Annotated in this window: 12 protein-coding genes; 5 read left to right on the forward strand and 7 right to left on the reverse strand. The window is 71.0% G+C overall.

Translation table 11 applies throughout. The features are described 5' to 3' along the window. Nucleotides 1–152: 152 nt before the first annotated feature. From ACWD4G_RS44865 to ACWD4G_RS44880, 4 genes are all read right to left on the reverse strand, one after another. On the reverse strand, nucleotides 153–1,517 hold the full coding sequence (locus ACWD4G_RS44865; RefSeq protein WP_451304388.1) for a PrsW family intramembrane metalloprotease: 1,365 nt from the start codon (nucleotides 1,515–1,517) through the stop codon (nucleotides 153–155). A 111-nt stretch (nucleotides 1,518–1,628) separates the two neighbouring features. Beyond that, entirely contained in the window at nucleotides 1,629–2,450 is an 822-nt protein-coding gene (trmB, locus tag ACWD4G_RS44870) for a tRNA (guanosine(46)-N7)-methyltransferase TrmB (RefSeq protein ID WP_451304390.1), read from the reverse strand. 128 nt (nucleotides 2,451–2,578) lie between these two features. Next, complete coding sequence (gene lhgO, locus ACWD4G_RS44875) at nucleotides 2,579–3,820, reverse strand: L-2-hydroxyglutarate oxidase (protein WP_451304392.1); 1,242 nt, start codon at nucleotides 3,818–3,820, stop codon at nucleotides 2,579–2,581. 225 nt (nucleotides 3,821–4,045) lie between these two features. Beyond that, nucleotides 4,046–5,470 (reverse strand): MFS transporter, encoded by a 1,425-nt coding sequence (locus ACWD4G_RS44880; RefSeq protein WP_451304394.1) that lies wholly within the window; start codon nucleotides 5,468–5,470, stop codon nucleotides 4,046–4,048. A 714-nt stretch (nucleotides 5,471–6,184) separates the two neighbouring features. Here ACWD4G_RS44880 and ACWD4G_RS44885 point away from each other — a divergent pair. Both ACWD4G_RS44885 and ACWD4G_RS44890 read left to right on the forward strand, forming a co-directional pair. After that, nucleotides 6,185–8,278: an asparagine synthase-related protein gene (locus tag ACWD4G_RS44885; RefSeq protein WP_451304396.1), complete on the forward strand. Its 2,094-nt coding sequence runs from the start codon at nucleotides 6,185–6,187 to the stop codon at nucleotides 8,276–8,278. Between the two features lie 673 nt (nucleotides 8,279–8,951). Next, nucleotides 8,952–12,611, forward strand: coding sequence for an AfsR/SARP family transcriptional regulator (locus ACWD4G_RS44890; RefSeq protein WP_451304398.1), 3,660 nt, complete (start codon nucleotides 8,952–8,954; stop codon nucleotides 12,609–12,611). A gap of 4 nt (nucleotides 12,612–12,615) precedes the next feature. Here the strand turns inward: ACWD4G_RS44890 and ACWD4G_RS44895 are convergent, their stop codons facing one another. Next, entirely contained in the window at nucleotides 12,616–14,343 is a 1,728-nt protein-coding gene (locus ACWD4G_RS44895; RefSeq protein WP_451304410.1) for a sigma-70 family RNA polymerase sigma factor, read from the reverse strand. An 838-nt stretch (nucleotides 14,344–15,181) separates the two neighbouring features. Then, nucleotides 15,182–15,865, reverse strand: coding sequence for a TetR/AcrR family transcriptional regulator (locus ACWD4G_RS44900; RefSeq protein WP_451304400.1), 684 nt, complete (start codon nucleotides 15,863–15,865; stop codon nucleotides 15,182–15,184). A 575-nt stretch (nucleotides 15,866–16,440) separates the two neighbouring features. Between ACWD4G_RS44900 and ACWD4G_RS44905 the strand changes: the two genes are divergently transcribed. Beyond that, complete coding sequence (locus tag ACWD4G_RS44905; RefSeq protein ID WP_451304402.1) at nucleotides 16,441–17,808, forward strand: NAD(P)/FAD-dependent oxidoreductase; 1,368 nt, start codon at nucleotides 16,441–16,443, stop codon at nucleotides 17,806–17,808. Between the two features lie 315 nt (nucleotides 17,809–18,123). Then, complete coding sequence (locus tag ACWD4G_RS44910) at nucleotides 18,124–19,794, forward strand: ATP-binding SpoIIE family protein phosphatase (RefSeq protein ID WP_451304404.1); 1,671 nt, start codon at nucleotides 18,124–18,126, stop codon at nucleotides 19,792–19,794. 36 nt (nucleotides 19,795–19,830) lie between these two features. On the opposite strand, the gene ACWD4G_RS44915 is transcribed toward ACWD4G_RS44910, so the two are convergent. Further along, nucleotides 19,831–21,099, reverse strand: coding sequence for an MFS transporter (locus tag ACWD4G_RS44915; RefSeq protein ID WP_451304406.1), 1,269 nt, complete (start codon nucleotides 21,097–21,099; stop codon nucleotides 19,831–19,833). A gap of 163 nt (nucleotides 21,100–21,262) precedes the next feature. Between ACWD4G_RS44915 and ACWD4G_RS44920 the strand changes: the two genes are divergently transcribed. Continuing rightward, complete coding sequence (locus ACWD4G_RS44920; protein ID WP_451304408.1) at nucleotides 21,263–21,811, forward strand: MarR family winged helix-turn-helix transcriptional regulator; 549 nt, start codon at nucleotides 21,263–21,265, stop codon at nucleotides 21,809–21,811. The last annotated feature ends 386 nt before the right edge of the window (nucleotides 21,812–22,197 follow it).

Here is a 22,197-nt window from a genome sequence, read left to right on the forward strand (position 1 = left end):
AAAGTTCACGCCATCCAACCCCCGAGCAGTACGTCCGCCTGCGACGGACTGACACACCGGCCCGGCCCCGCCCCACCCACACACCCCCACACACCCCCACACACCCCCACACACCCCCACACACCCCCACGCACCCCCACGCCACCCCACCCCTACGACCGATACGGGTTGTAAACCGGCGTCACCCCATACGGCACCGGCCGCGTATACGCCGACCGGTACTCAAACCCCCCATACCCGTCCCCATACGCGTACCACCCACCCTGCCCCCACCCGGCACCCCCATACCCGGAGACCACCCCCGCCCCCACCCCCGCATGAGCCATCGCAGCCCGAGCCACCCCCCGCCGCCGCCACAACTCGAACAACAACTCCCGCTCCCGCAGCACAAAGTCACCCCCACCCTTCCCCCGCCGCCCCCGATACCGCAGAAACGCCAACGCCGTAGCCGCCGCCTCATACTCGGCCACCACCCGAACCCCCGCCTTCCCGAAGTGACGCCCCGCGTACTCCCGAGCGGCCCGCCGCGCCTTCATCGACCCCATCACCCACGGCTCCACCGGCGTCAACCACCCGGCCGCCACATACGCCGGCAGTTCCTCCCGCACACTCCGCAACTCCCGCTGCCGCACCCATATCGCCAGCCACGTCAACAACCCGAACACCGGCACCATGAACACGACGTACACGGCGAAGAACCCGTACTCCCCGAACGTCGACGACCCGTTCCAGATCGCGTGCATCCCCATGGCGAGCACCAGCCCGCCCACCGGCACGACCCCCCGCCGCACCCGCTGCCGTTCCCCGGTGGCCGCCGCGAGCCCGAACCCGATCCCCGTCAACACGGTGAACAACGGATGGGCGAAGGGCGACATGATCACACGCACAAAAAACGTCGCGGCGGTGACGGACGCCAGCCCGCTCCCCCCGCTGAGCTGATCGGTCCCGAAAGCGGTCCCCAAATACAGAATGTTTTCGGTAAACGCGAACCCGGTAGCGGTGACCCCACCGATCACCACCCCGTCCACAACCCCCGTGAAGTCCCGCCGCCGAAACAGAAAGATCAATAACACGGCCGCGGCCTTGGCGCTCTCCTCCACCACGGGCGCTATGACGGTGGCCCCCAAGGTGTCCGCGTGCGAGGGATCAGCGGTGGCGGTCGCTATCCACTGCGTGGCGAAGCTGTTGGCCACGATCGCTATCAGGGCCGCCGCACAGGCCCCCCAGGCGAAAGCGAAGAGCATGTTCTTCCAGGGCCCCGGCTCCACCCGGTCCAGCCACCGGAACGCCCCCACGAGCAGCGGCACCGGCAGCACCGCCAGCCCCAGCCCGACCAGAAACCCCTCGGTGCCGGTCTGTTCGCGTACGAGGGCGAGGATGACGAGCCCGGAGACGGCGAGCAGCCCGACGAGCGAGCCGTATCTGACGCCCTTCCGCCGCCACCACCGCACGGGCCTGAACACACCCCCACCGGCGGGGCCGCTGGGGTACGTCGGGTAGGGGGGATCGATGGCCATTGCATTGACCCTAACGAGGGAGGGGTGCTGCCCGCGACGGCGTAGAACGCGGCGGCAGCCCGAGGCTCAGCCCGTCACGGCCGATCTTCGAACCGCTCAAGTTCGAACCGCTCAAGCTTGATCTTCGAACCGCTTACGCTGCTGTACGCGGCGGAAGAGCAGATCGTTCACCACATGACCCTTGTCCAGTCCCTGCCCCTCGAAACGAGTCAGTGGCCGGAACTCGGGACGCGGCGCGAACCCACCGTCGGCGCGGGTGTTCTCGAAGTCGGGGTGCGCGGTGAGCACGTCCAGCATCTGCTCGGCGTACGGCTCCCAGTCCGTCGCACAGTGCACGATCGCCCCGGGCCTGAGCCGTGACGCGGCCAGCGTCAGGAACTCCGGCTGGATCAGCCGCCGCTTGTGGTGCCGCTTCTTGGGCCAGGGGTCCGGGAAGTAGACGCGCAGCCCGTCCAGGGACTCGGCCGGGAGCATCTCCCGCAACAGGATGATGGCGTCCCCATTGGCGACCCGGATGTTGGTGAGCCCGCCCTGATCGGCGAGGTTCAGCAGATTTCCCTGGCCGGGGGTGTGCACATCGACGGCGAGCACATTGGTGTCGGGGTCGGCCGCGGCCATCCGGGCCGTCGCCTCCCCCATCCCGAACCCGATCTCCAGCACAACGGGCTTCGAGTCCCCGAACAGCTCCCGAAGATCCAGCGCCCGCCCGTCGATGTCGAGCCCCCACTTGGGCCAGAGCCGCTGCAAGGCGTCCGCCTGCCCGGCGGTCACCCGACTCCGCCGAGGCTGGAAACTCCGGATGCGCCGCTCGAAATGAGACCCGGCGGGATCGGCCCTGGGCCCATCGGGAAACCGGGGCTCCCCCTTGGCACGGGTATGCCGGATGGAGGCACCGGGGGTGCGGGGCTCAGGGGTTTCAACGGACTCAGACACAGTGCCCCAATTTTACGGGCACCCCGAAAGCGACCCTCCCAGGGAAGGCACCCCACCCACCCAAAGCAATCCACCCGGGGCAGCCACCCCACTCACCCAAGGCCCCCCACTCACCCAAGGCCCCCCACTCACCCCCCACCCAACACAGCCAGCACCCTCCTCCCCACCTCCCTCCCGATCGGCAGCGAAGCCGTGGCGGCAGGCGAAGGCGCGTTCAGCACATGCACCGCCCGCGCCCCCTCCCGGATGAGGAAGTCGTCCACAAGGGTCCCGTCCCGAAGCACGGCCTGCGCCCGCACCCCGGCGGCCGTAGCCACGAGATCCCCTTCCGACACCCCGGGCAACAACCTCCGCACGGCCTCGGTGAACGCCCGCTTCGACAGGGACCGCCGCAGCTCCCCGGCCCCGTACCGCCAGTGCCGCCGGGCTATCCGCCAGGCCCCGGGCCAGGCGAGCGTCGCCCCCAGCTCGCGCGGCCGTACGGTCCCCCACCCGTACCCCTCCTTGGCGAGCGCGGGCACGGCGTTGGGTCCGATGTGGACACCCCCGTCGATGCCCCGGGTCAGATGCACACCGAGAAACGGAAACGCCGGATCGGGCACCGGATACACCAGCCCGCGCACCATCTCGGGCCGGGCCAGCTCGTAGTACTCCCCCCGGAACGGAACGATCCGCATCCCCGGGTCGTCCCCGGTCATCCGAGCGACGTCATCGCACTGCAGCCCGGCGCAGTTCACCAGCACCCGCCCGCGTACGACGTCGCCGCCCCGCAGCCGTACGGCGACGCCGAGCGAGGCCCGTCGGTCGATCCGCTCGACCCGGGCGCCGTACCGGATCTCGGCCCCGGACGCCTCGGCGAGGCGCCGGGCGACCCCCACGAAGTCACAGATCCCGGTGGTGCCGACATGTATGGCGGCGAGCCCGCTCACCTCGGGCTCGTACTCGCTGATCTGCGCGGGACCCAGCTCCCGCACCGGAATCCCGTTCTCCCGCCCCCGCTGGACGAGCGCATGCAGCCGGGGCAGCTCGGACCGCTCCGTGGCGACGATCAGCTTCCCGGTGACGGCGTGGGCGACCCCGTACTCGGCACAGAACTTGACCATCTCGGCGGCCCCGGAGACGGCGTACCGCGCCTTCAGCGACCCCGGCCGGTAGTAGATCCCACTGTGGATGACCCCGCTGTTCCGCCCGGTCTGGTGCCGGGCGGGGCCGGGCTCCTTCTCCAGCACGGTGACGCGTGTCCCCGGCGCGGCCCGAGTGATCGCATACGCGGTCGACAGCCCGACGATCCCACCCCCGACCACGAGCACATCACAGTCGTACGCCACGCCGCTGACCACGCACTCCACCTCCCGCCTCCGATAGTGCACTGCGCCACTGACAATGCCTTGAAACCCGGAGACGGGTCGCCATGACCCCGATCACGTTGAAAGAAGGGCCGCAGGCCCGACTTTCAGGGGCGCGGGGCTGCATCGATATGCGGCTCCGCCGCGCGGGCGCGACCAGCCACACACAACCCGCACCCGCCAACCCACACAAACCCGGCAGACGACTAGGCGCCCAAAACCCACGCCCACGCCGCACCCAAAAGAAACCTACGCCGGCGTCATCAACAGAGGCCGAGCCCTCTCCCGCAGCTCAATGACCCGCGGCTCATCCCCATACGGCTCCAGCCGATGCAGCAGATCCTTCACATACTCGGTCGTCCGAGCCGAAGAGATCCGCCCGGCCACCTCCACGGCCCGCACCCCCTGCTCGCACGCCGCGTCGAGGTTCCCCGACTCCAGTTCGGCCACCGCCGACACCACGAGCCGCAGCCCGTGCGACCGTACGAACTCCTCGGTGGGCCGCGACAGCGCCTGCTCGGTGAACCGCCGCACCTGACGCGGCGCCTTGAGATCGCGGTAGCACTCGGCGGCGTCGGCGGCGAACCGGTCGTAGCCGTAGAACCCGAGCCACGACGGATCGTTGTCACCGTCCCGGGCCCGCTCCAGCCACCCCTCGGCGGCCTTGAGCGCGGCCCCGGCGGCCTGCGCGTCACCCGCGCGCGCGTGGGCGCGTGCCTCGACGAGCCGGAAGAAGCTCATCGTGCGGGCGGTGGCGAGCCCCCGGTTGCGCTCCAGCGCGGCCTGCGCGAGGTCGACGCCCTCGTCGCCGAAGCCGCGATAGGTCGCCTGGAGGGACATGGTCGCGAGTACATACCCACCCAGCGGCACATCGGCGGCCGCACGCGCGAGCCTGAGCGCCTGGATGTAGTACCGCTGCGCGGCCTCCTGTTGACCCGTGTCAAAGGCCATCCAGCCGGCGAGGCGGGTGAGTTCCGCCGACGCCCCGAACAGTGCGCGGCCCACTTCGTCGGAGTACGACCCGAGCAGCAGTGGCGCGGCCTCGACCCGTAGGCACTCCGGCACCATCGACGAACGCCAGTCTCCGCCGCCGTACTTGGAGTCCCAGCGCCTGGCGTCCTCGGCGGCCTCGCGCAGCTTCTGCACATCGCTGTGGCCGACCTTCAGCGGCGACCCGGAGCCCTCGGCGGAGGACGCCTCGCGCGCCACCGAACTGTCGGCCGGGGTTATGAGCCAGCGCGAGGCGGGTGTGGCGTACGCGCTCACCGCGAACGATCCGGCGAGGGACTGCCAGATGCCGCCGGAGCCGGCGCGGCGGCCGGCGAGGTCGAGACGGTAGAGCTCGGTCGCCGAGCGCACCGCCTGTCCGACGTCACGGGGGAAGGCGAGGCCCACCTCCGGCGCGGGGTCCGCGTCCGCCAGACCGATCTCGTGGAGCGGCACCGGGCGGCCGAGCTTCTGGCCGATCGCGGCGGCGATGAGATGCGGCGCGGCGCCCTGGGGGACCATGCCCTTGGACACCCACCGCGCCACCGAGGTCTTGTCGTAGCGAAGTGTCAGCCCGCGTTGGGCGCCAAGGTCGTTGACGCGTCGCGCGAGTCCTGCGTTGCTGATTCCCGCGAGGGCGAGAACGGCGCCGAGCTTTTCGTTCGGCCCGCGTTGCTCCCTGGACATGCGCCACCCCTCGAACAGACGGCTGCCGCGGCGGCATAGGCACGCGGCATTCGTAAACCCAGCGTAGTTCGCCGCATCCCAAGCGTTAAGGGGCCCAAATCCTGTTGGCGGGATTGTGGTCCGTACGAAAGTGCGGACAGAGTACGGACTGTTGCGACGTGCTCCCGCTGTGTGGCCGTGCGCCTGTCCGTGCGCTCTTCTCCGGCCACCGGGGGAGCGGTTCCATGGTCGTGCGTGGGTCGGCCCGCTGTACTGGTTCCAGTGGGCTGGGGGACACCGTCGCCTCCATCCCCGCGGGCGGCGGACCGGTCCGGGAGGCGAACTCCGCCTCCCGGACTGTGCGTTGACGCTGAGTCGCCAAACAGGGGTGGAACGGAGGTTCCGCGAACTTCGCCCTCTGTTGATGATTTGGCTGAAAATCGACGGTGGTCGTGGGGGGTGAATACCCCTCCGACCACGTCTGTTGAGGGCGCGTTAGGTGTTTTGGGGGAGCGTACCGGGGGCGCATTCGCGTCGTAGACCCGGGGTCCCACCCTGGCGGGCAGGCCTCTTCCGGGGCGGTCCGAGGGTGTGACAGGGGAGCGTTCGAGGCGCTCCAGGGGCGCACTTACCGGTGCTCAAGACCTTCCGCACGCCCTCCAGTGAGCCTCCTTCGTGGCAGCATGGGAGCCGTTCCTACGGTGCACCTGTTGTCCACAGCCTGTGGAGGCGTCGATGCGGTGGTTGGTGGGATGGAGCAGTACCGCCGCTGGCGCTCCCGTGATCGGCGCCGCCGGCGCCACGGGACCCGACGGCGAGACCGTGCACCCGGTGGGCTCCCAACTCCTGTGGGGCGACCCCGATCCGCTGTGGGCGGTCGGCGACTGGCGCCCCGACGAGATCCGTGTCGTCCAGGCCGACGCCCAGACCCGTATCGCCGTCCTCGGCGTCTGCGGCGCCTCCGACGAGCAGCTGCGCGTGGGCCTGTTCGCGGCCCGCGGCGGCGCCCTGCGCCATCTCACCGCCTGGCCCGGCAGTTACACGGCCATCGTCCAGGTGGGCCGCCGGGTGACCGTCTGCGGCGACCTGGCGGGCGCCCGTCCCGTCTTCCACACCCCCTGGGCGGGCGGTACGGCCTACGCGACCGCCGCGCTCCCTCTCGCCGACCTCATCGAGGCCAACCTCGACTTCGGGCATCTGGCCGCCCTGCTCGCCGCCCCCGACGTACCGGACGCCCTCCATGACTCCACCCCGTACGACGGCGTGCGCCGCATTCCCCCGGGGCATGCGCTGATCCTGCGCGCCGGGGCGCGTGAGATCGCGGGCTACGAACCGGTCGCCTCCCTCGCGGTGGCCGCTCCCTCCGCCGACCCCACCAGTGCGGTGGACGGCGTCCGGGACGCACTCGTAGAGGCCGTACGCGTCCGGCTGTCGGCCCCGAGGCACGTTCCCGACATCGACCCCGGCCCGGTGCCCGGAATGGGCCCCGCCGAGCGCCGCGCGGCCCGTGGCATGCCCGTCCCCGGCATCGGTGCCGACCTCTCCGGCGGCCCCGCCTCGGGAACACTGGCCCTCCTCGCCGCGGGACTCCCGGGCGCCCCCGGCACGGTCCTGGGCCACGGCACGGGCGCGGGCGAACGCCTCCTGGCGGTCACCTTCAACGACCTGACCACCTCGGGCCGCGAAGCCGAACTGGAACGCGCGGGCACCCTGGCCGCCAACCCCCGCCTCCACCACGTAGTGGTGACGGGCGACGAGGAAACCCTCCCCTACGCGGACCTGGACGGCCCCCTCACGGACGAACCGGGCCCCTCCCTGGTCATGGCCGCCCGCCACCGCGCCCGTCTGGCCTCCGGCAGCGCGGACCACTTCACCGGCTACGGCGCCCGTCAGGTCCTGGACGCCCACCCCGCCCGCCTGGCCGACCTCCTGATGGACCGTAAGCGCCGCCACCTGGTCCGTCCGGTCGCCGCGCTCGCCAAGGCGGACGGCTCGGTGATGGTCCCCGCGCGCGTGTACGGCGCCGCCCGCAAACTGGCGCGCACCCCCTACCAGGCCGGAGTGGAGGTCCTGGCCGCCCGTCTGATGCAACGCCGCTTCGAGGAGCCCGGAGGCGCGGTGGGCGCCTCCCTGGCCGCCCTCACCTGGGCGAGACCGGGCCCCGCGGCCCGCTGGCTGACCGGCGAGGCCCTGGCAGAAGTATCGATTCGCCTGAGCGCGATGACAGGCCGCCCGTCCGTCGGCCCAGGCCAACGCCCCGGAGACTTCCGGGCCCGTGCGGCCCTGGCCCGCCAGGCCACGGACATCCGCATCCTCGAACAAGCAGCCGAAATCCGCTCCCAGCGCCTCCACACCCCCTTCCTCGACAACCAGGTCGTACGAGCCTGCCGAGCCCTCCCCGAGGCCCTGCGCGTCCAGCCGGGCGCCCGAGCGGCCATCCTCCGCACCGTCCTGGAGGGCGCCGGCGTCACCGACCTGCCCCCCGGCTGGGGCGCCCCCTCCCACGCCACCTCGGCGACAGCGGCCCGCACCGGCATCAGAACAGCCGCCGACTCCTTGATCACCCTCTTCGACACCCCCCTCCTGGCCCAAGCGGGCCTGGTGGAGGCCCGAGTCGTCCGCAAGGCCCTCAGAGCGGCCGCCGAAGGCGAACCCCTCCCCCTGGACGGCCTAGCCCACCTGGTCTCCCTGGAACTCTGGCTACGCCGCCTCCTCTCCCGCCGAGGCACCTGCTGGACGGGAACCCCGGCAAGGCAACGAGCGGTACCGGCGGGAATCACACCCCAGAGGGGGGCACTTGGGGCGGGGGCGACGGCGAGAAGGGCGTAGCCCGGGATACGGGCCATGTGGCTGGGGTGCCGTGGCTGAGGCTCTGTGGCTGGGGTGCGGCGGCTGAGGTTCCGTGGCTGGTGTGCGGCGGTTGGGGTGCCGGGGCTGGGGTGCCGGGCTGGGGCGCCACAGATGAGGCTCCGTGGCTGAGGTACCGGGGCTGGTGCTCCGTGGCTGGGGTGCCGGGGCTGGGGTGCGGCGGCTGAGGGTTCCGTGGCTGGGGTGCCGCAGATGAGGCTCCGTGGCTGGGGTGCCGTGATTGTGGCTCCGTGGCTGGGCCTTCTTGATCCGGGCCCCGTGAATTGTGGCTTCGTGGCTGTGCTTGCGCGAGTGGGGCTCTGTGGCTGGGCCTCCGTGATTCGGTCCCCGTGATTCGGGCTTCGAGATTGGGTCTCCGTGATTGGGTCGCCGCGAGTGGAACGTGGCTGGGACTGGTGGCCCGGGCCCCGTAAGGGGCGCGGGGAACTGCGCGAGCAACCACACCGCTCCCGCACCGGGGTAATCCCACCCCAACCCACCCCTCTCATCCCCGGAGGCGGGGGCTTGGGGGCGGCAGCCCCCAGAAGCCACCCGGGGGTCGAAGGGGCACAGCCCCTGGGGGACGGGAAGGGTAAGGGCGGCGGGGGCGAAACCCCCACCACCCCCACCACCCCCACCACGGCACAATGACCCGATGCGCTACGCGATCCTTGGCACCACCCAGGCCAAGAACGACCAGGGCATCCCCATCCCCCTCCCCGGCCCCCGCGTACGCGCCCTCCTCACCGCCCTGGCCCTCCGCCCCGACCACCCCGTCCCCACCCCCACCCTCATCGACGACATCTGGGCCGACACCCCACCCGCGGACGCCCCCGCCGCCCTCCAGGCCCTGATCGCCCGCCTCCGCCGAGCCCTGGGCAAACACACGATCACCTCGGAACCCGGCGGCTACCGCCTGGCCACCACCCCCGCCGAGGTGGACCTCTTCACCTTCGAACGCCTGGTACGAGAAGCGCAGACGGCCTTGGCGGCCAACGCCCCCGCCACCGCCGCAGAAACCCTCCGCGAGGCTTTGGCCCTCTGGCGCGGCCCGGCCCTGGCCGACCTCCCCGACCGCACGGCGGCCACCCGCCCCGAGGCACTGCGCAGGGAGGCGACCCGCACCCGCATGGAGGCGGACCTACGACTGGGCCGAGCCCCCGAACTCATCCCGGAACTAAGGGAACTCACCCGGGCGAACCCCTACGACGAGCCCCTGCACGCCCTCCTCGTCCAAGCCCTGCAAGCCACCGGCCGCACCGCCGAGGCCCTGACGACCTACGAATCCCTACGCCGCGCCCTAAGAGACTCCCTGGGCACGGACCCGGGCCCGCCCCTACAAGCCCTCCACACGGAGCTGCTGACCCCTAAAGCCGCAACCCCCACCCAATTCCGAACCGGCAACGGCCATCGAACCGAGACCGAACGGGAAACCGAGACCGGCCGCCAAGCCGAGACCGGCCGCCAAGCCGAGAACAGACACCAAACCGAGAACAGACACCAAACCGAGAACAGACACCAAACCGAGAACAGACACCAAACCGAGAACAGACACCAAACCCAGAACGGACACCAAACCGGCAGAAACAACCCCCCACCGATCAACTTCCGCACCCGAACGGGCAACATCCGCCCCCGCCTGACATCCTTCGTCGGCCGGGAACCCGAACTCGACGCGATCCGTTCCGACATGCACAGGGCCCGCCTCGTCACCCTCACCGGACCGGGCGGTTCTGGAAAGACCCGCCTCGCCGAGGAGGCCGCCACCGGGCATCCACAGGCATGGCTGGCCGAGCTCGCCCCGCTCGACCGGCCGGAGGCGGTACCGGGAGCGGTGGTCAGTGCCCTCGGCCTGCGCGAGACGGCGTTGATCACCCACGAGTTGGTGACACCGCAGGACGACCCCGTCGCCCTGCTCATGGAGCACTGCGCCCAGCGCGAGCTGCTGCTGATCCTTGACAACTGCGAACATGTCATCGGCGCCGCCGCCGACCTGGCCGAGACCCTCCTCGCCCATTGCCCCGGCCTCACGATCCTCGCCACCAGCCGCGAACCGTTGGGCGTACCGGGCGAGTCGGTACGCCCGGTCGAACCCCTGCCCCCGGCCCCGGCGCACCGCCTCTTCGCCGACCGGGCGACCTCCGCGCACCCCGACGCGACGAGGCTCCTCCGCGCCGACCCCGAGGCCGTGGAGGAGATCTGTCACCGCCTGGACGGCCTCCCCTTGGCGATCGAGCTGGCGGCCGCCCGTCTCCGCCTCCTCACCCCACGCCAGATCGCCGACCGCCTCGACGACCGCTTCCGCCTCCTCACCTCCGGAAGCCGTACGGCCCTGCCCCGCCAGCAGACGCTGCGCGCGGTGGTCGACTGGTCGTGGGACCTGCTGGACGAGGCGGAGCGCACGGTGCTGCGGGAGCTGTCGGTGTTCGCCGGGGGCTGGGATCTGGAGGCGGCGGAGTCGGTGTGCACAGCCACCGGCCCGGCATCGACGCCGGAGATCCTGGGCGCCCTGGTGGACAAGTCCCTGATCATCGCGACTCCGGTGACGTACCCGTACGAACCCGCACCTGCACCTGCACGCGAACCCGCCCCCGAACCCGCACCCGAACCCACACCCGCACCCTTCGCCCGAGCCATGCGTTACCGCATGCTGGAGACGATCCACGAGTACGCGAGGGAACGCGCCGCGGAGACCCCGACCCTCCGCGAGGCGGCGGCACTCCGCCACCGCGCCTGGATCTCGACACTCCTGGACGAGGCCGACCCCCGCCTCCGCTCCGCGGACCAACTCCCGTGGATTCACCGCCTGGAGACCGACCTCGACAACATCCGAGCGGCCCTCCACCACGCCCTGACAGCATCGGACGAACCCACCGCCACCCACCTGACCCTGACCATGGGTTGGTTCTGGTGGCTCCGCAACCACCGCCAGGAGGGCGCCCAATGGGTCACCCAGGTCCTCAACCTGGCCACGACCCTGGACATCGCCGACGGCGCTCGCCTTCAACGGACACCACCCGCAAACCCCGCAGCCGCCGACGGCGGTCAACCCCCACAAGGGCCACCCGCACCCGACGACGAAAGCAGCACGGATGGGGCGGGTGGGCGTTCGGGGTTTGACCTCATCGCCGAGTTCCTCGGTGACCCCGCCCCCGACAGGCACCCCCGCCACCGCCCCCGCATGGCCCTCCGCCTCCTCCACCTCGCCCTCGTCGCCGAGTCCGGCCCCATCGGCGTACCGAACGACCCGAGGGCACGCGAGTACGTGGCCCGCCTCAAGACGTACTCCGGCCACACCGGCCCCGACGCCGCCCGCTTCCCCGGCCTGGTCTGGCCCCTCACCGCGTACATGCTGGACGGCGCCGCCGAGGTGGACATCCGCGAGCTGATGGACGAGGCGGTCACCAACTGCCGTGAGCACGGCGGCGACTGGGAACTCGGCTTCACCCTGATGCTCCGCACCCACATGCTCGTCGACTCCGTCGGCAATATGCGCGGCCTGGAGAACGACCTCGCCGAACTCCGCGCGATCGCCGACCGCGTGGGCGACCGCTGGATGCGCGCCCAGGTGTGCAGCGCGACGGGCGAGGCGGCGATGGCCCTGGCCCGTTTCACCGAGGCGAAGAGCGCGTACGAGGAGGCGCTGAGGCTGGCGTACGAGGTGGGGGCGTACGCGGAGACCCCGTTCCTGCTCGCGCGCCTCGGTGAGATCGCCTACCGGGCCGGCGACCGCGAGTCCGCCCTCGCCACGCTGGACGAGGCGATGGAGGCGGCCGACCGCTTCGGCGTACCGGACTCCCGCGCCTTCGTCCATCTCCTGCGCGCCTACGTGGCCCTGAACGACGGCGAACCGGACCGCGCCCGCGCCCTGTGGGAGACGGCCCACGAGGAAACCCACCGGGGGTCACCCCCACCCCAGTTCAGGGCCTTCCTGGACCTGGTCGACGCCCTGATCACCACCGCCGAGTCGGGCCCGCAGACGGGCCTGGGGAAACTCACGGGTGCCCTGCGCACCGCCGTGGACGCCCGCTGCGCCGAGACGATCACCGCGGCCCTGGCCGACACCGCGGCGACCCTGCTGTCCCGCCTGGGCGACCACCCCCGAGCCGTACGCCTCCTCGCGGCCGCGTCCCACTGGCGTGGCCCCCACCCCCGAGCCCACCCCGAGGACCGCGAGGCCGAACGCACCGAGACCACCGCCCGCACCGCCCTGGGCCCCACCCGCTACACCACCGAACACACGACCGGAAGCACCTACACCCCGACCGACGCCCTGGCCGACCTGACGGAATCCGTGAAACCGCACCGCCCCTGAGTGCCTACTCGCAGATGAACCCCGACTCCGCCCAGTCCGCCAGCGCCACCCCGGCGAAGTCGTCGTGCGGCTCGACGACCAACCGTACGGTCTCGTACCCGGTGAGATTCACCTGGACCGGCACGGCAGGGTCCCCACCCCGCACCGGCCCCGACTTCCACAACGGCACCCCGTCGCCGTGGACGGAGAAGGAGACCTCACCGAGGCCGTGCGTCATGTCGTCGACACCGACCAGGGCGCTGTACGAGGTGCAGGGCCGGTTGAGATCGACGGTGACGGCGGAGCGGCCGTGCACGGTCACCCCGTGGGCGTACCGCTTCCCGGCGATCGACACCCCGTACCGCTGCCAGACCCAGCTGCTCTCGAAGAGCCGCATCTCGGGCTCGGTCCCGTCCCCGGTCCCGTCGTAGCGCAGTTCGTTCCACCGGTAGACGGCCGGGGGAGCGGGCGGCGGGGTCGGCGAGGGCGTCGGCGTGGGCTCGACGGACGTGGGCGTAGGGGTGGGCGTAGGTGTCGGAGTGGGACTCGGCGTCGGTGTGGGCGTCGGTTCCACGGCCGGTGCCGGGGTGGTGGGCGTCGGCGTGGGCGAAGCATGGGACACCGGTACCACCACCGGCACCGGAATCTCCGGCACAGGCCCGCCCTCCTCCTCCGGAGATTTCGAGGGCGACGGCTTCGGCGACGCCTCGACGGCCTTGGAGGGCGAAGGCTTCGTCGACGCCTCCTTGTCGTTCTGCCCCTCGTTGCCCGTGACCTGCGCCAGCAGATACGCGGCCGCGGCGGCCACCGCCACGATCCCCGCCGCGACACCCACCTTCGCGGGCCCCGCGACCCCTTCGGCGGCGGCCCCGCCCCCGGCGCCCGCTCCCCCCGACGACCCCCCGCTCGCCGCGGACGCCGCCCCCGCGACGCCGGCGGCCCCGGCCCCGGCACCCCCGGCGACGATCGCGGCGGCCTTCGCGTACCCCGCCGCTCCGAACCACCCGATGACGGCGATCGGCACCACGGCCGGAATCCCGCCGGCGACTTCCTTGATCTGCCCGGCTGCCACCCGGCACGCCGCGCACTCCTCCAGGTGCTTGCGCAACCCCCGTTCGGCCCGTGTACGCAGACCGCCGCGGGCATACGCCCCGAGCCGGTCGGCGTAACGCCCGCACTCCGCCGAGTTGTCCGCGAGGGCGGCGCTCACATGGGCCTGCAGATACGCCTGTTTGAGCCCCTCCCGCGCCCGACTGGCCAGCACCCGCGTCCCGTTGGCGTCGAGCCCGAACAGCGTGGCGACCTCACTCGGCGACTCGTCCTCCACCTCGGTGTGCCACAACACGGCCTGCCACCGCTCCGGCAACGACCGGAACGCCCGCATCGCCATCGACTGCTCGGCCTCGTGCATCGCCCGAACATCCGCTCCGAGATCGAGCGTGTCGGTATCGGACACCTCGGCCCCCCGTGAGGCCTGCGCCGCGAACACCGCGAAGTCGTCGACCAACTGCTCCCGCTTGGCCGAGGTGGTCCAACTCGCGCCCACCCGCCGCACAGAGGTGAGCAGATAGGCCCGTACGGCATGCTCCGGCCCCGACCCGCCCCGCACGGCCTGCAACATCCGGGCGAAGACCTCGGCGGTCAGATCATCCGCGGTATGGCCGTCCCGACAACACGTAAGCGCATACCGCCGCACAGCCTCCGCATGCCGCCGGTACAACTCCTCGTACGCCGAGTCGTCCCCGCCCCGCATCCACTCGATGAGATCGGCATCGGACGGCCCCCGCTCCCGAGGCGGCGGCAACACCCCCGAATCAAACCGATCCCACTGAGCAGGCACACCCTCGTCCCCCCACCCCCCTTGCACAGGCACCTGAGGCCGCCCCACCCCTCCGGAAGCCGAAGAGGAAGACGATCCCGAAGAGGACGAGGAACCCGATGGGGACGACGACCCCGAAGACGACCCTGAAAAGGATGAGGAACCCGATGGGGACGAGGAACCCGAAATGGATGAGGACGACCGAGACGGGGGCGACGACGGAGGTGACGACGGAAATGGCGACCGCGATGACGAGCGCGATGACGACTGAGACGACGACCGCGACCGCCGAGAGCGCGACCGGGGAATCTCCGTCCCCCCGATCCCCGAGTCACCTTCCCCGTCACCCTCACCCAGCGACTCATCCCGCCCGTCAACGCTCATCGCGGAAAGCCCCCGCCGCCTGCCGACCCAGTCCCGACCACCGGGTCAGAGTGCCATATTGGCTTTTGTTCAGCCCTCGCAGCGCGGGCACACCACTCGTCCGAGGGGCACCCCTAAACAGCGGTACACGCATTCACCCGAACGAGTAGGGCAAGGTCCACGGGAACCGCAGCGGGGGCCTGGGGGCGGCAGCCCCCAGAAGCGGGGCCAAAGGGGCGGCAGCCCCTGCGTACGGGAATGGGAAGGGGCGGCGGGGGCGAAAACCCCCACCACCCCGGCGGCACTCACACACCAACGTCAAGCCCGAAGCCGAAGCCGGCCCCAACCCAACCTCAAGCCGACCCGACCCCAAGCCCGAAGCCCAGGCGAAGCCCGAAGCCCGCGCGCCCTAAACCGGCCGAGACCGAAGCCCCTCCAGCAAAATGTCCAGCAACCGCGCAGACGCGGCAGCCTGCTGCGCCGCATCCGGCAACGAAGGCGCAGCCGTGGCGATCACCAGCAACACATCCGCCACGGTCACATCCTCCCGCAGCTCCCCGGCCGCCCGAGCCCGCTCGACCAACTGCCCCACGACATCGAGCAGTGCCGAAGCCCCGGCGTCGTCGGACGGAGCCACGCCGGACTCCCCGGCCCCGCCGACCAACCGCAACTCGGCGGTCGGCTGAGCCCGCTGCTGCGGCACCCGCGCCTCGTCCCCGACAACGCTGCCAACACCTCCGGTACCAACCCCGGTGGAGCCGACCTCGTCCTCGGCGACCCCGACGCGCAGCACCTGCGGCGGCAGCAACCGCCCGGCACCGGAGGCCACCGACGTGCGCAGGAACCGCGACAGCGCCTGCCACGGGTCCTCCTCCTGCCCGAGCGCGACCCTGGCCTGCTCGGTCAGCCGGGAGGTCTCCTCCTCGGCTATCCGGCGGACCAGGACGTCCTTGCTCGGGAAGCGCCGGTACACCGTGCCGACACCCACCCGGGCCCGCCGGGCGACATCCTCCATCGGCGCCCCGTACCCGAGTTCGCCGAAGACCTCGCGTGCCGCGCGCAGCACGTGTTCGAGGTTGCGCTGTGCGTCCACGCGGAGCGGAGCGGAGCGCGCTCCGTCCCCACGTCCGTTACCGCCCGCCGCTCCGAGGCCACCGCTGGGCGCGATGGCGGATGCGGACGACCAATGCGAATCCTGAATATGCATACACGTTCCCCCGGTAATGACGTCTCCCCCCGGAGACTCTCCCCGTCATCGGAAGCCGGAGCGGAGGAACGAGCGTCCACGAGCTGCCGTCCGGCCGATCCCTTCGCCCCGGAACCGGCCCCCGCAGCGGCCCGCCCGTCGCGGAACCACCCGGAACCCGAACCCGGAACCCCGGACCCGACCGAACCTCTTGAACGCATCCCCCCTACACCCCGTCGACACACGAACATAGTTGAGAGGGAGTCAATTCAGAAGGGGCAGGTTCCGCACGGAGCGCCCCCCGATCGGAGTACGGGCGGTTTACGTCCGGTTTGCGCCCCCTGCTGCTACCCGGCTCACACCATTTGACCTGCGCACCTGCCGCACACTCCGGCGATTCGGCCAACCCCGCGCCCCTGAGGCGACCGGTCACACAAATTGCCGGGGCTGTGGACAAACCAACGAGAGAGGTGCGTCATGGGATGGTGAAGGAACCGATGCGCATCCTCATCGTCGGCGGCGGCTACGTAGGGCTGTACACGGCACTGCGTCTGCAGACACGGCTCAAACCGGAACTGACGCGTGGCGACGTCGAGATCGTCGTCGTGTCCCCCGACCCCTATATGACGTATCAACCCTTCCTTCCGGAGGCCGCCGCGGGCGCCATCTCGCCCCGCCACGTCGTCGTGCCGCTGCGCCGCGTCCTCGACCGCTGCAAGGTCGTCATCGGCGAGGCCACCGCCATCAACCATGCCAAACGCATCGCGACCCTCACCACCCTCGCCGGCGAGGAGGAGGGCGCGGACGGCGAACAGCTGACGTACGACGAACTCGTCCTCGCCCCCGGTTCGATCTCCCGCACCCTGCCGATCCCGGGCCTCGCCGACTACGGCATCGGCTTCAAGAGCGTCGAAGAGGCCATCGGCCTGCGCAACCACGTCATCGAACAGATGGACATCGCCTCCTCCACCCGTGACCCCGCGATCCGCGACGCGGCCCTGACCTTCGTCTTCGTGGGCGGCGGCTTCGCCGGAGTGGAAGCGCTCGGTGAACTGGAGGACATGGCCCGCTACACCGCGCGCTATTACCACAACGTCAAGCCCGAGGACATGAAGTGGGTCCTCGTGGAGGCCTCCGACCGCATCCTCCCGGAGGTCGGCGAGGAGATGGGCCGCTACACGGTCACCGAACTGCGCCGCCGCAACATCGACGTACGCCTTCGGACCCGCCTCGAATCGTGCGCCGACCGCGTCGCCGTCCTCAGCGACGGCGCCCGCTTCCCGACCCGTACGGTCGTCTGGACGGCCGGCGTCAAACCCCACCCGGTGCTCGCGGCCACCGACCTCCCGCTGACCGAGCGCGGCCGGCTGAAGTGCACCCCCGAGCTGGCCGTCGACGGCGTCACGCACGCGTGGGCGGCGGGCGACGCCGCGGCCGTGCCCGATGTCACCGCCGCCGAGCCCGGCACGGAGACCGCCCCGAACGCCCAGCACGCCGTACGCCAGGCCAGGACCCTCGGCGACAACATCGCCCACTCCCTGCGCGGCGAGCCCCTGGAGACGTACGCCCACAAGTACGTCGGCTCGGTCGCCTCCCTCGGCCTGCACAAGGGCGTCGCCCACGTCTACGGACGGAAGCTGAAGGGCTACCCTGCCTGGTTCATGCACCGCGTCTACCACCTGAGCAGGGTCCCGACCTTCAACCGCAAGGCCCGCGTCCTCGCCGAATGGACCCTCTCCGGGCTCTTCAAACGGGAGATCGTCTCGCTCGGCTCACTCGAACATCCCCGTGCGGAGTTCGAACTCGCGGCCGGTGGAAAGCCTCCGAAAGACCCGAAGGGGTCGTCCTGACCGGATTCAGGAACTCCGCCGTTCAGGCCGACGTCTGACGGATGTCGGTCCGGTCGGCCAGACTGGTCCGCGACATGATCCACGACGCGAAGTGAGCCCCACCCACGGGCGGACCCACCCCCCTGCCCGAGGAAGACCCACGGAGCACCCGAGCAGTTCCCCAGAAGTACCCCCGCAGTACGTACGAGGTACCCACCGAGCACGTACGAAGGACCCGCGACCAGGCGCCCCCACCGCTGTACCCCGAGGCCACCCCCCGGACCACCGGCCGGAGCCGGCCACAGACGACAACACGATGCACGAGGCAAGGATTCGGTGAACTTCACGCGCTGGAGCGCCCGGCTCCCCGGTACGCAGCGCCGCGCCGCAGCGCGGACCGATCACGCGGTCACCCCGGACCGGCGGGGCGAGTCCGTACCCGCGGCCCGCGTCGAACGCCAGACCGACGACCCACCCGACGACACCCCGGCCGTCCCCGCCGTCGACGACCTCCCCACCCGCGAGATCCTCGACCGCATCCCGGCCCTCGTCGCCCTCGTCCACGGCTCCGACCACCGCATCGCCTACGTCAACGACGCCTATGTCGCGGCCTTCGGCGTACGCCCCCTCGGCGAGCCCGCCCGCGAGGCCCTGCCCGAGCTGGACGCCCTCGGCCTCCTCCCGCTCCTCGACCAGGTCCTGCGCAGCTCCAGGCCCCGCACGGTCAAGTCCCGCAAGGCCCCCAGCGGCCGCTCCTACACGATCACCTGCACCCCCGTCGACGTCCCGCACGGCAACGAGCCAGACGACGGCGGAGTCCTCATCTTCGCCGCCGACGTCACCGACCACGCCGAGGCCGCCGAACGCCTCCGTGCCAGCGAACGCCGCCAACGCGAAACCGCCGTCACCCTCCAACGCTCCCTCCTCCCCCAGGAACTCGAACAACCGGACGACCTTCGTATCGCCGCCGTCTATCACCCCGGCGGCACCGAGACCGCGGTCGGCGGCGACTGGTACGACGTCATCACCCTCGGCGGGGGCCGCACCGCCCTCGTCATCGGCGACGTCATGGGCCGAGGCGTACGAGCGGCCGCCGTCATGGGCCAACTCCGCACAGCCGTCCGCGCCTACGCCCGCCTCGACCTCCCCCCGCACGAGGTCCTCCAACTCCTCGACGGCCTCGCCGCGGAGATCGACGCCAACCAGATCGCCACCTGCGCCTACGCCGTCCACGACCCCAACGAGGGCCGCCTGGTCTACGCCTCGGCCGGCCATCTCCCGATCCTCGTCCGCGACGAGAACGGCAGGGTCCAGCGAGCCGACGAGCCGACCGGCCCCCCGCTCGGCACCGGCGGCTGGATGCACGCCTCCGGCTCGATCGCCCTCGGCCCCGGCTCGACGGCCGTCCTCTACACGGACGGCCTGGTGGAACGCCGCAACGAAGACCTCGACGAGGGCATCGCCGCCCTGGAGCGAGCGCTGGCCGGAGCCACCGGCACCCCCCAGGTGGTCTGCGACCGCCTGGTCCGCTCCACCGGCGTCACCGCCGACCACGACGACGACGTCGCCGTCCTCGTCCTCCAGCACCCCGCCCGCACGGGCCCCGACGGTGACCTCTTCCGCAACGCCGCCCTGGACCTCCTGGGCGGCATCGAGGCGGCCCCCCGGGCCCGGGCCTTCGCCTCCGGCGTCCTCACCAGCTGGCGCTTCCCACCCGATCTCCACGACATGGGCGTCCTCGCCGCCAGTGAACTGGTCGCCAACTCCCTCCAACACGGCACCCCGCCCATGCGCCTACGCCTGCGCCGCACCGACCGCCGCCTCATCGTCGAGGTCACCGACGGCAACGACCACCTCCCACGCCGCCGCCGGGCCGAACCCGCCGACGAGTCCGGCCGGGGCATCGCCATCGTCGCCACCATCGCCTCCAACTGGGGCAGCCGCCGAGCCCCCGGCGGCGGCAAGGCGGTGTGGTGCGAGTTCGCCCTACCGAAGGGGACGACCTGACAGCCCGCCGCGACGGACACCCTCGGCACGGGCGCGTCACGCCTGGGTGACCACCGGCTCCGCGGACACCCCGCCCCGCGCGACCACCCGCCCCCACGCGAGCGACGGCTGATCCTGCACGGCGGTGAGCCGACGCCCGAGGCATATCGCCAGCACCGTGACACCCAGCGAGAACAGCAGGAACATCACGATGTACGGCGCGTGCAGCGCGGCCCCCATCGGCCCGCCCACCGCCGGCCCCAACGCCAGCGCGAGCTGCTTCACCAGGGCGAACGCCGAGTTGTACTGACCCGCCATCCCCTCGGGCGCCAGATCGACCACCAGAGGAGCCACGGTCGGCGACAACATGGCCTCACCGAGCCCGAACAGCGCGTACGTCGAGACGAACGCGGCGGTCGCCATGGCCTCGCTCGTCCGCCCCAGCCCGGCGAACCCGGCGACACCCCACGCGACGGCCCAGATCAGCCCGACGGCGGCTATCACCCGTGACCGCCGACGCCGCTCCACGAACCGCAGTACCGCGAACTGCGCGACCACGATCACCGCGGTGTTCGCCGCGAGCGCCGTACCGAGCGTGGACGTGGATATCCCGGCCGCCTCGACGCCGTACGCGCTGAGCCCCGACTCGAACTGCCCGTAGCAGGCGAAGAACAGCACAAACCCGAGCACGCACAGCTGCACCATGGCCCGATTGCCGAACAACTCCTTCCAGCTCGCCTTGGCCGACGGCGCCGACGCCGATGTTCCGTCGCCCCTCGGCGCCCGAGGTATCCGCACGCTCGCCATCACACCCACGAGCAGCAGGAAGATCGCCGCCTGAATCGCGTACAACAGGGTGAAGGACTCCGCGCGCGTGGGGTCGACGAGATGGCCGCCTATCAAGCCGCCGACACCGAGCCCGAGGTTCTGCAGGAAGAACTGGGTCGCGAAGGCCCGTGACCGGGTCTCCGCCATGGAACAGTCGACGATCATCGTCGCCAGCGCCGGCTGCATCACGGCCTGCCCGGCCCCGAGCGCCGCAGCGGACACCAGTACCGTCGACACTCCGGCGGCCAGACCGAGGCTCAGCGACCCGACGGCGGCGGTGACCAGGGCGGCGAGCAACACCGGAAGGGGCCCACGCCGGACTATCGCCCGCCCGGCGAACGGCAGCACCACCAGCGCCGCCACGGCGAACACCGCGAGCACCAGCCCCGCTGTCACCGCACCGAGCTCCCGCACCTGCGCCACGTACACATACAGATACGGGACCGTGAAACCGAGCCCGAACGCACCGAGTGCGTTCCCCACATGAATCCGACGCATCGCTGCGCCCAACCCCCTGGTCAAGTTCACCTGCCTAGGTAAGGGAAGCCTCCAGCTCGCCACACAAGCGTTAACACTGAAGACTTCGAAGCTAAAACTTAGAATCTAAACACTACACACCGAAGGACTTCGATGCCAAGTGCCGACGTGCGATACTGCCCGCATGGGTGACACCGCGGGCGCCGCCGAGCCGACCCTCGAAGAGCAGATCGCCGCCTACCAGCGCGAATTCCAGGACCTCGACCCCCAGGTCGAGAAGATCGTCACGGCTCTCTCCCGCCTCAACCGCCGTATGAACGTCGCCTACGGCCGCCAGACCGCCGCGCTCGGCATCAGCAACGCCGAGTGGGAGGTCCTCAAGGCCCTAGTCCTCTCCGGCGTCCCGTACCGCATGGGTCCGAGCGACCTGGCCAAGCGGCTCGGGCTCACCCCGGCTGCCATGACTCACCGCATCGACCGCATGGTCGCGGAGGGGCTGGTGACGAGAGAGCGCGACGAGACCAACCGGGTACGCGTCATCGTGGAGCTGACCTCCGAGGGGCGTGAGAAGTGGCTGGAGGCCATGCGTCTCGCCTCGGTCTTCGAGGAGGATCTCCTCCAGGACCTCTCTCCCCTTGAACGCACCGTTCTGGGCGAGGTCCTGACCCGACTGCTCCGCCGCGTCGAGCACGCCCAGCCCGACTCCGGTGGCCGGCTCAGCGACCTGGACTGAAGCCGTACTCTTGGGCGGTCGAGGTTTGACTGCTCGCCACCTTGGGGAGGCTTGACAGTCCACCCGCAGATCCGTAGAGTTCTTCGGGTTGCCACGGAGCCGTAACGGTTCTGCGACAGCACCTCCGCCGCTCAAGCGGCACCCAAACCAACCAGCACGATCTCCCAGTCGGGGTGAATTCGGCGTGCCCGAATTCAATTCGATTTGGGTTCGACAGCCCCGATTGGGAACTGCCGAGCAGATCCGCTAAGGTTTGGAACGTCGGAACGGCCCAACAGCCGTGAAGACAGCCCCCGCTGACCGGGAATCAGGCCCGAAAGGATCTGATAGAGTCAGAACCGCCGGAAAGGGAAACGCGAAAGCGGAAACCTGGAAAGCACCGAGGA

It is taken from the genome of Streptomyces sp. NPDC002643 (assembly GCF_053592555.1).

Excerpts from the sequence above, each read along its gene's own strand:
- ACWD4G_RS44890 (WP_451304398.1), top strand. The coding sequence starts at position 8,952 with ATGCGCTACGCGATCCTTGGCACCACCCAGGCCAAGAACGACCAGGGC.
- ACWD4G_RS44915 (WP_451304406.1), bottom strand. The coding sequence starts at position 21,099 with ATGCGTCGGATTCATGTGGGGAACGCACTCGGTGCGTTCGGGCTCGGT.
- ACWD4G_RS44880 (WP_451304394.1), bottom strand. The coding sequence starts at position 5,470 with ATGTCCAGGGAGCAACGCGGGCCGAACGAAAAGCTCGGCGCCGTTCTC.
- ACWD4G_RS44885 (WP_451304396.1), top strand. The coding sequence starts at position 6,185 with ATGCGGTGGTTGGTGGGATGGAGCAGTACCGCCGCTGGCGCTCCCGTG.
- ACWD4G_RS44895 (WP_451304410.1), bottom strand. The coding sequence starts at position 14,343 with ATGCGGGGCGGGGACGACTCGGCGTACGAGGAGTTGTACCGGCGGCAT.
- ACWD4G_RS44905 (WP_451304402.1), top strand. The coding sequence starts at position 16,441 with ATGGTGAAGGAACCGATGCGCATCCTCATCGTCGGCGGCGGCTACGTA.
- ACWD4G_RS44865 (WP_451304388.1), bottom strand. The coding sequence starts at position 1,517 with ATGGCCATCGATCCCCCCTACCCGACGTACCCCAGCGGCCCCGCCGGT.
- ACWD4G_RS44920 (WP_451304408.1), top strand. The coding sequence starts at position 21,263 with ATGGGTGACACCGCGGGCGCCGCCGAGCCGACCCTCGAAGAGCAGATC.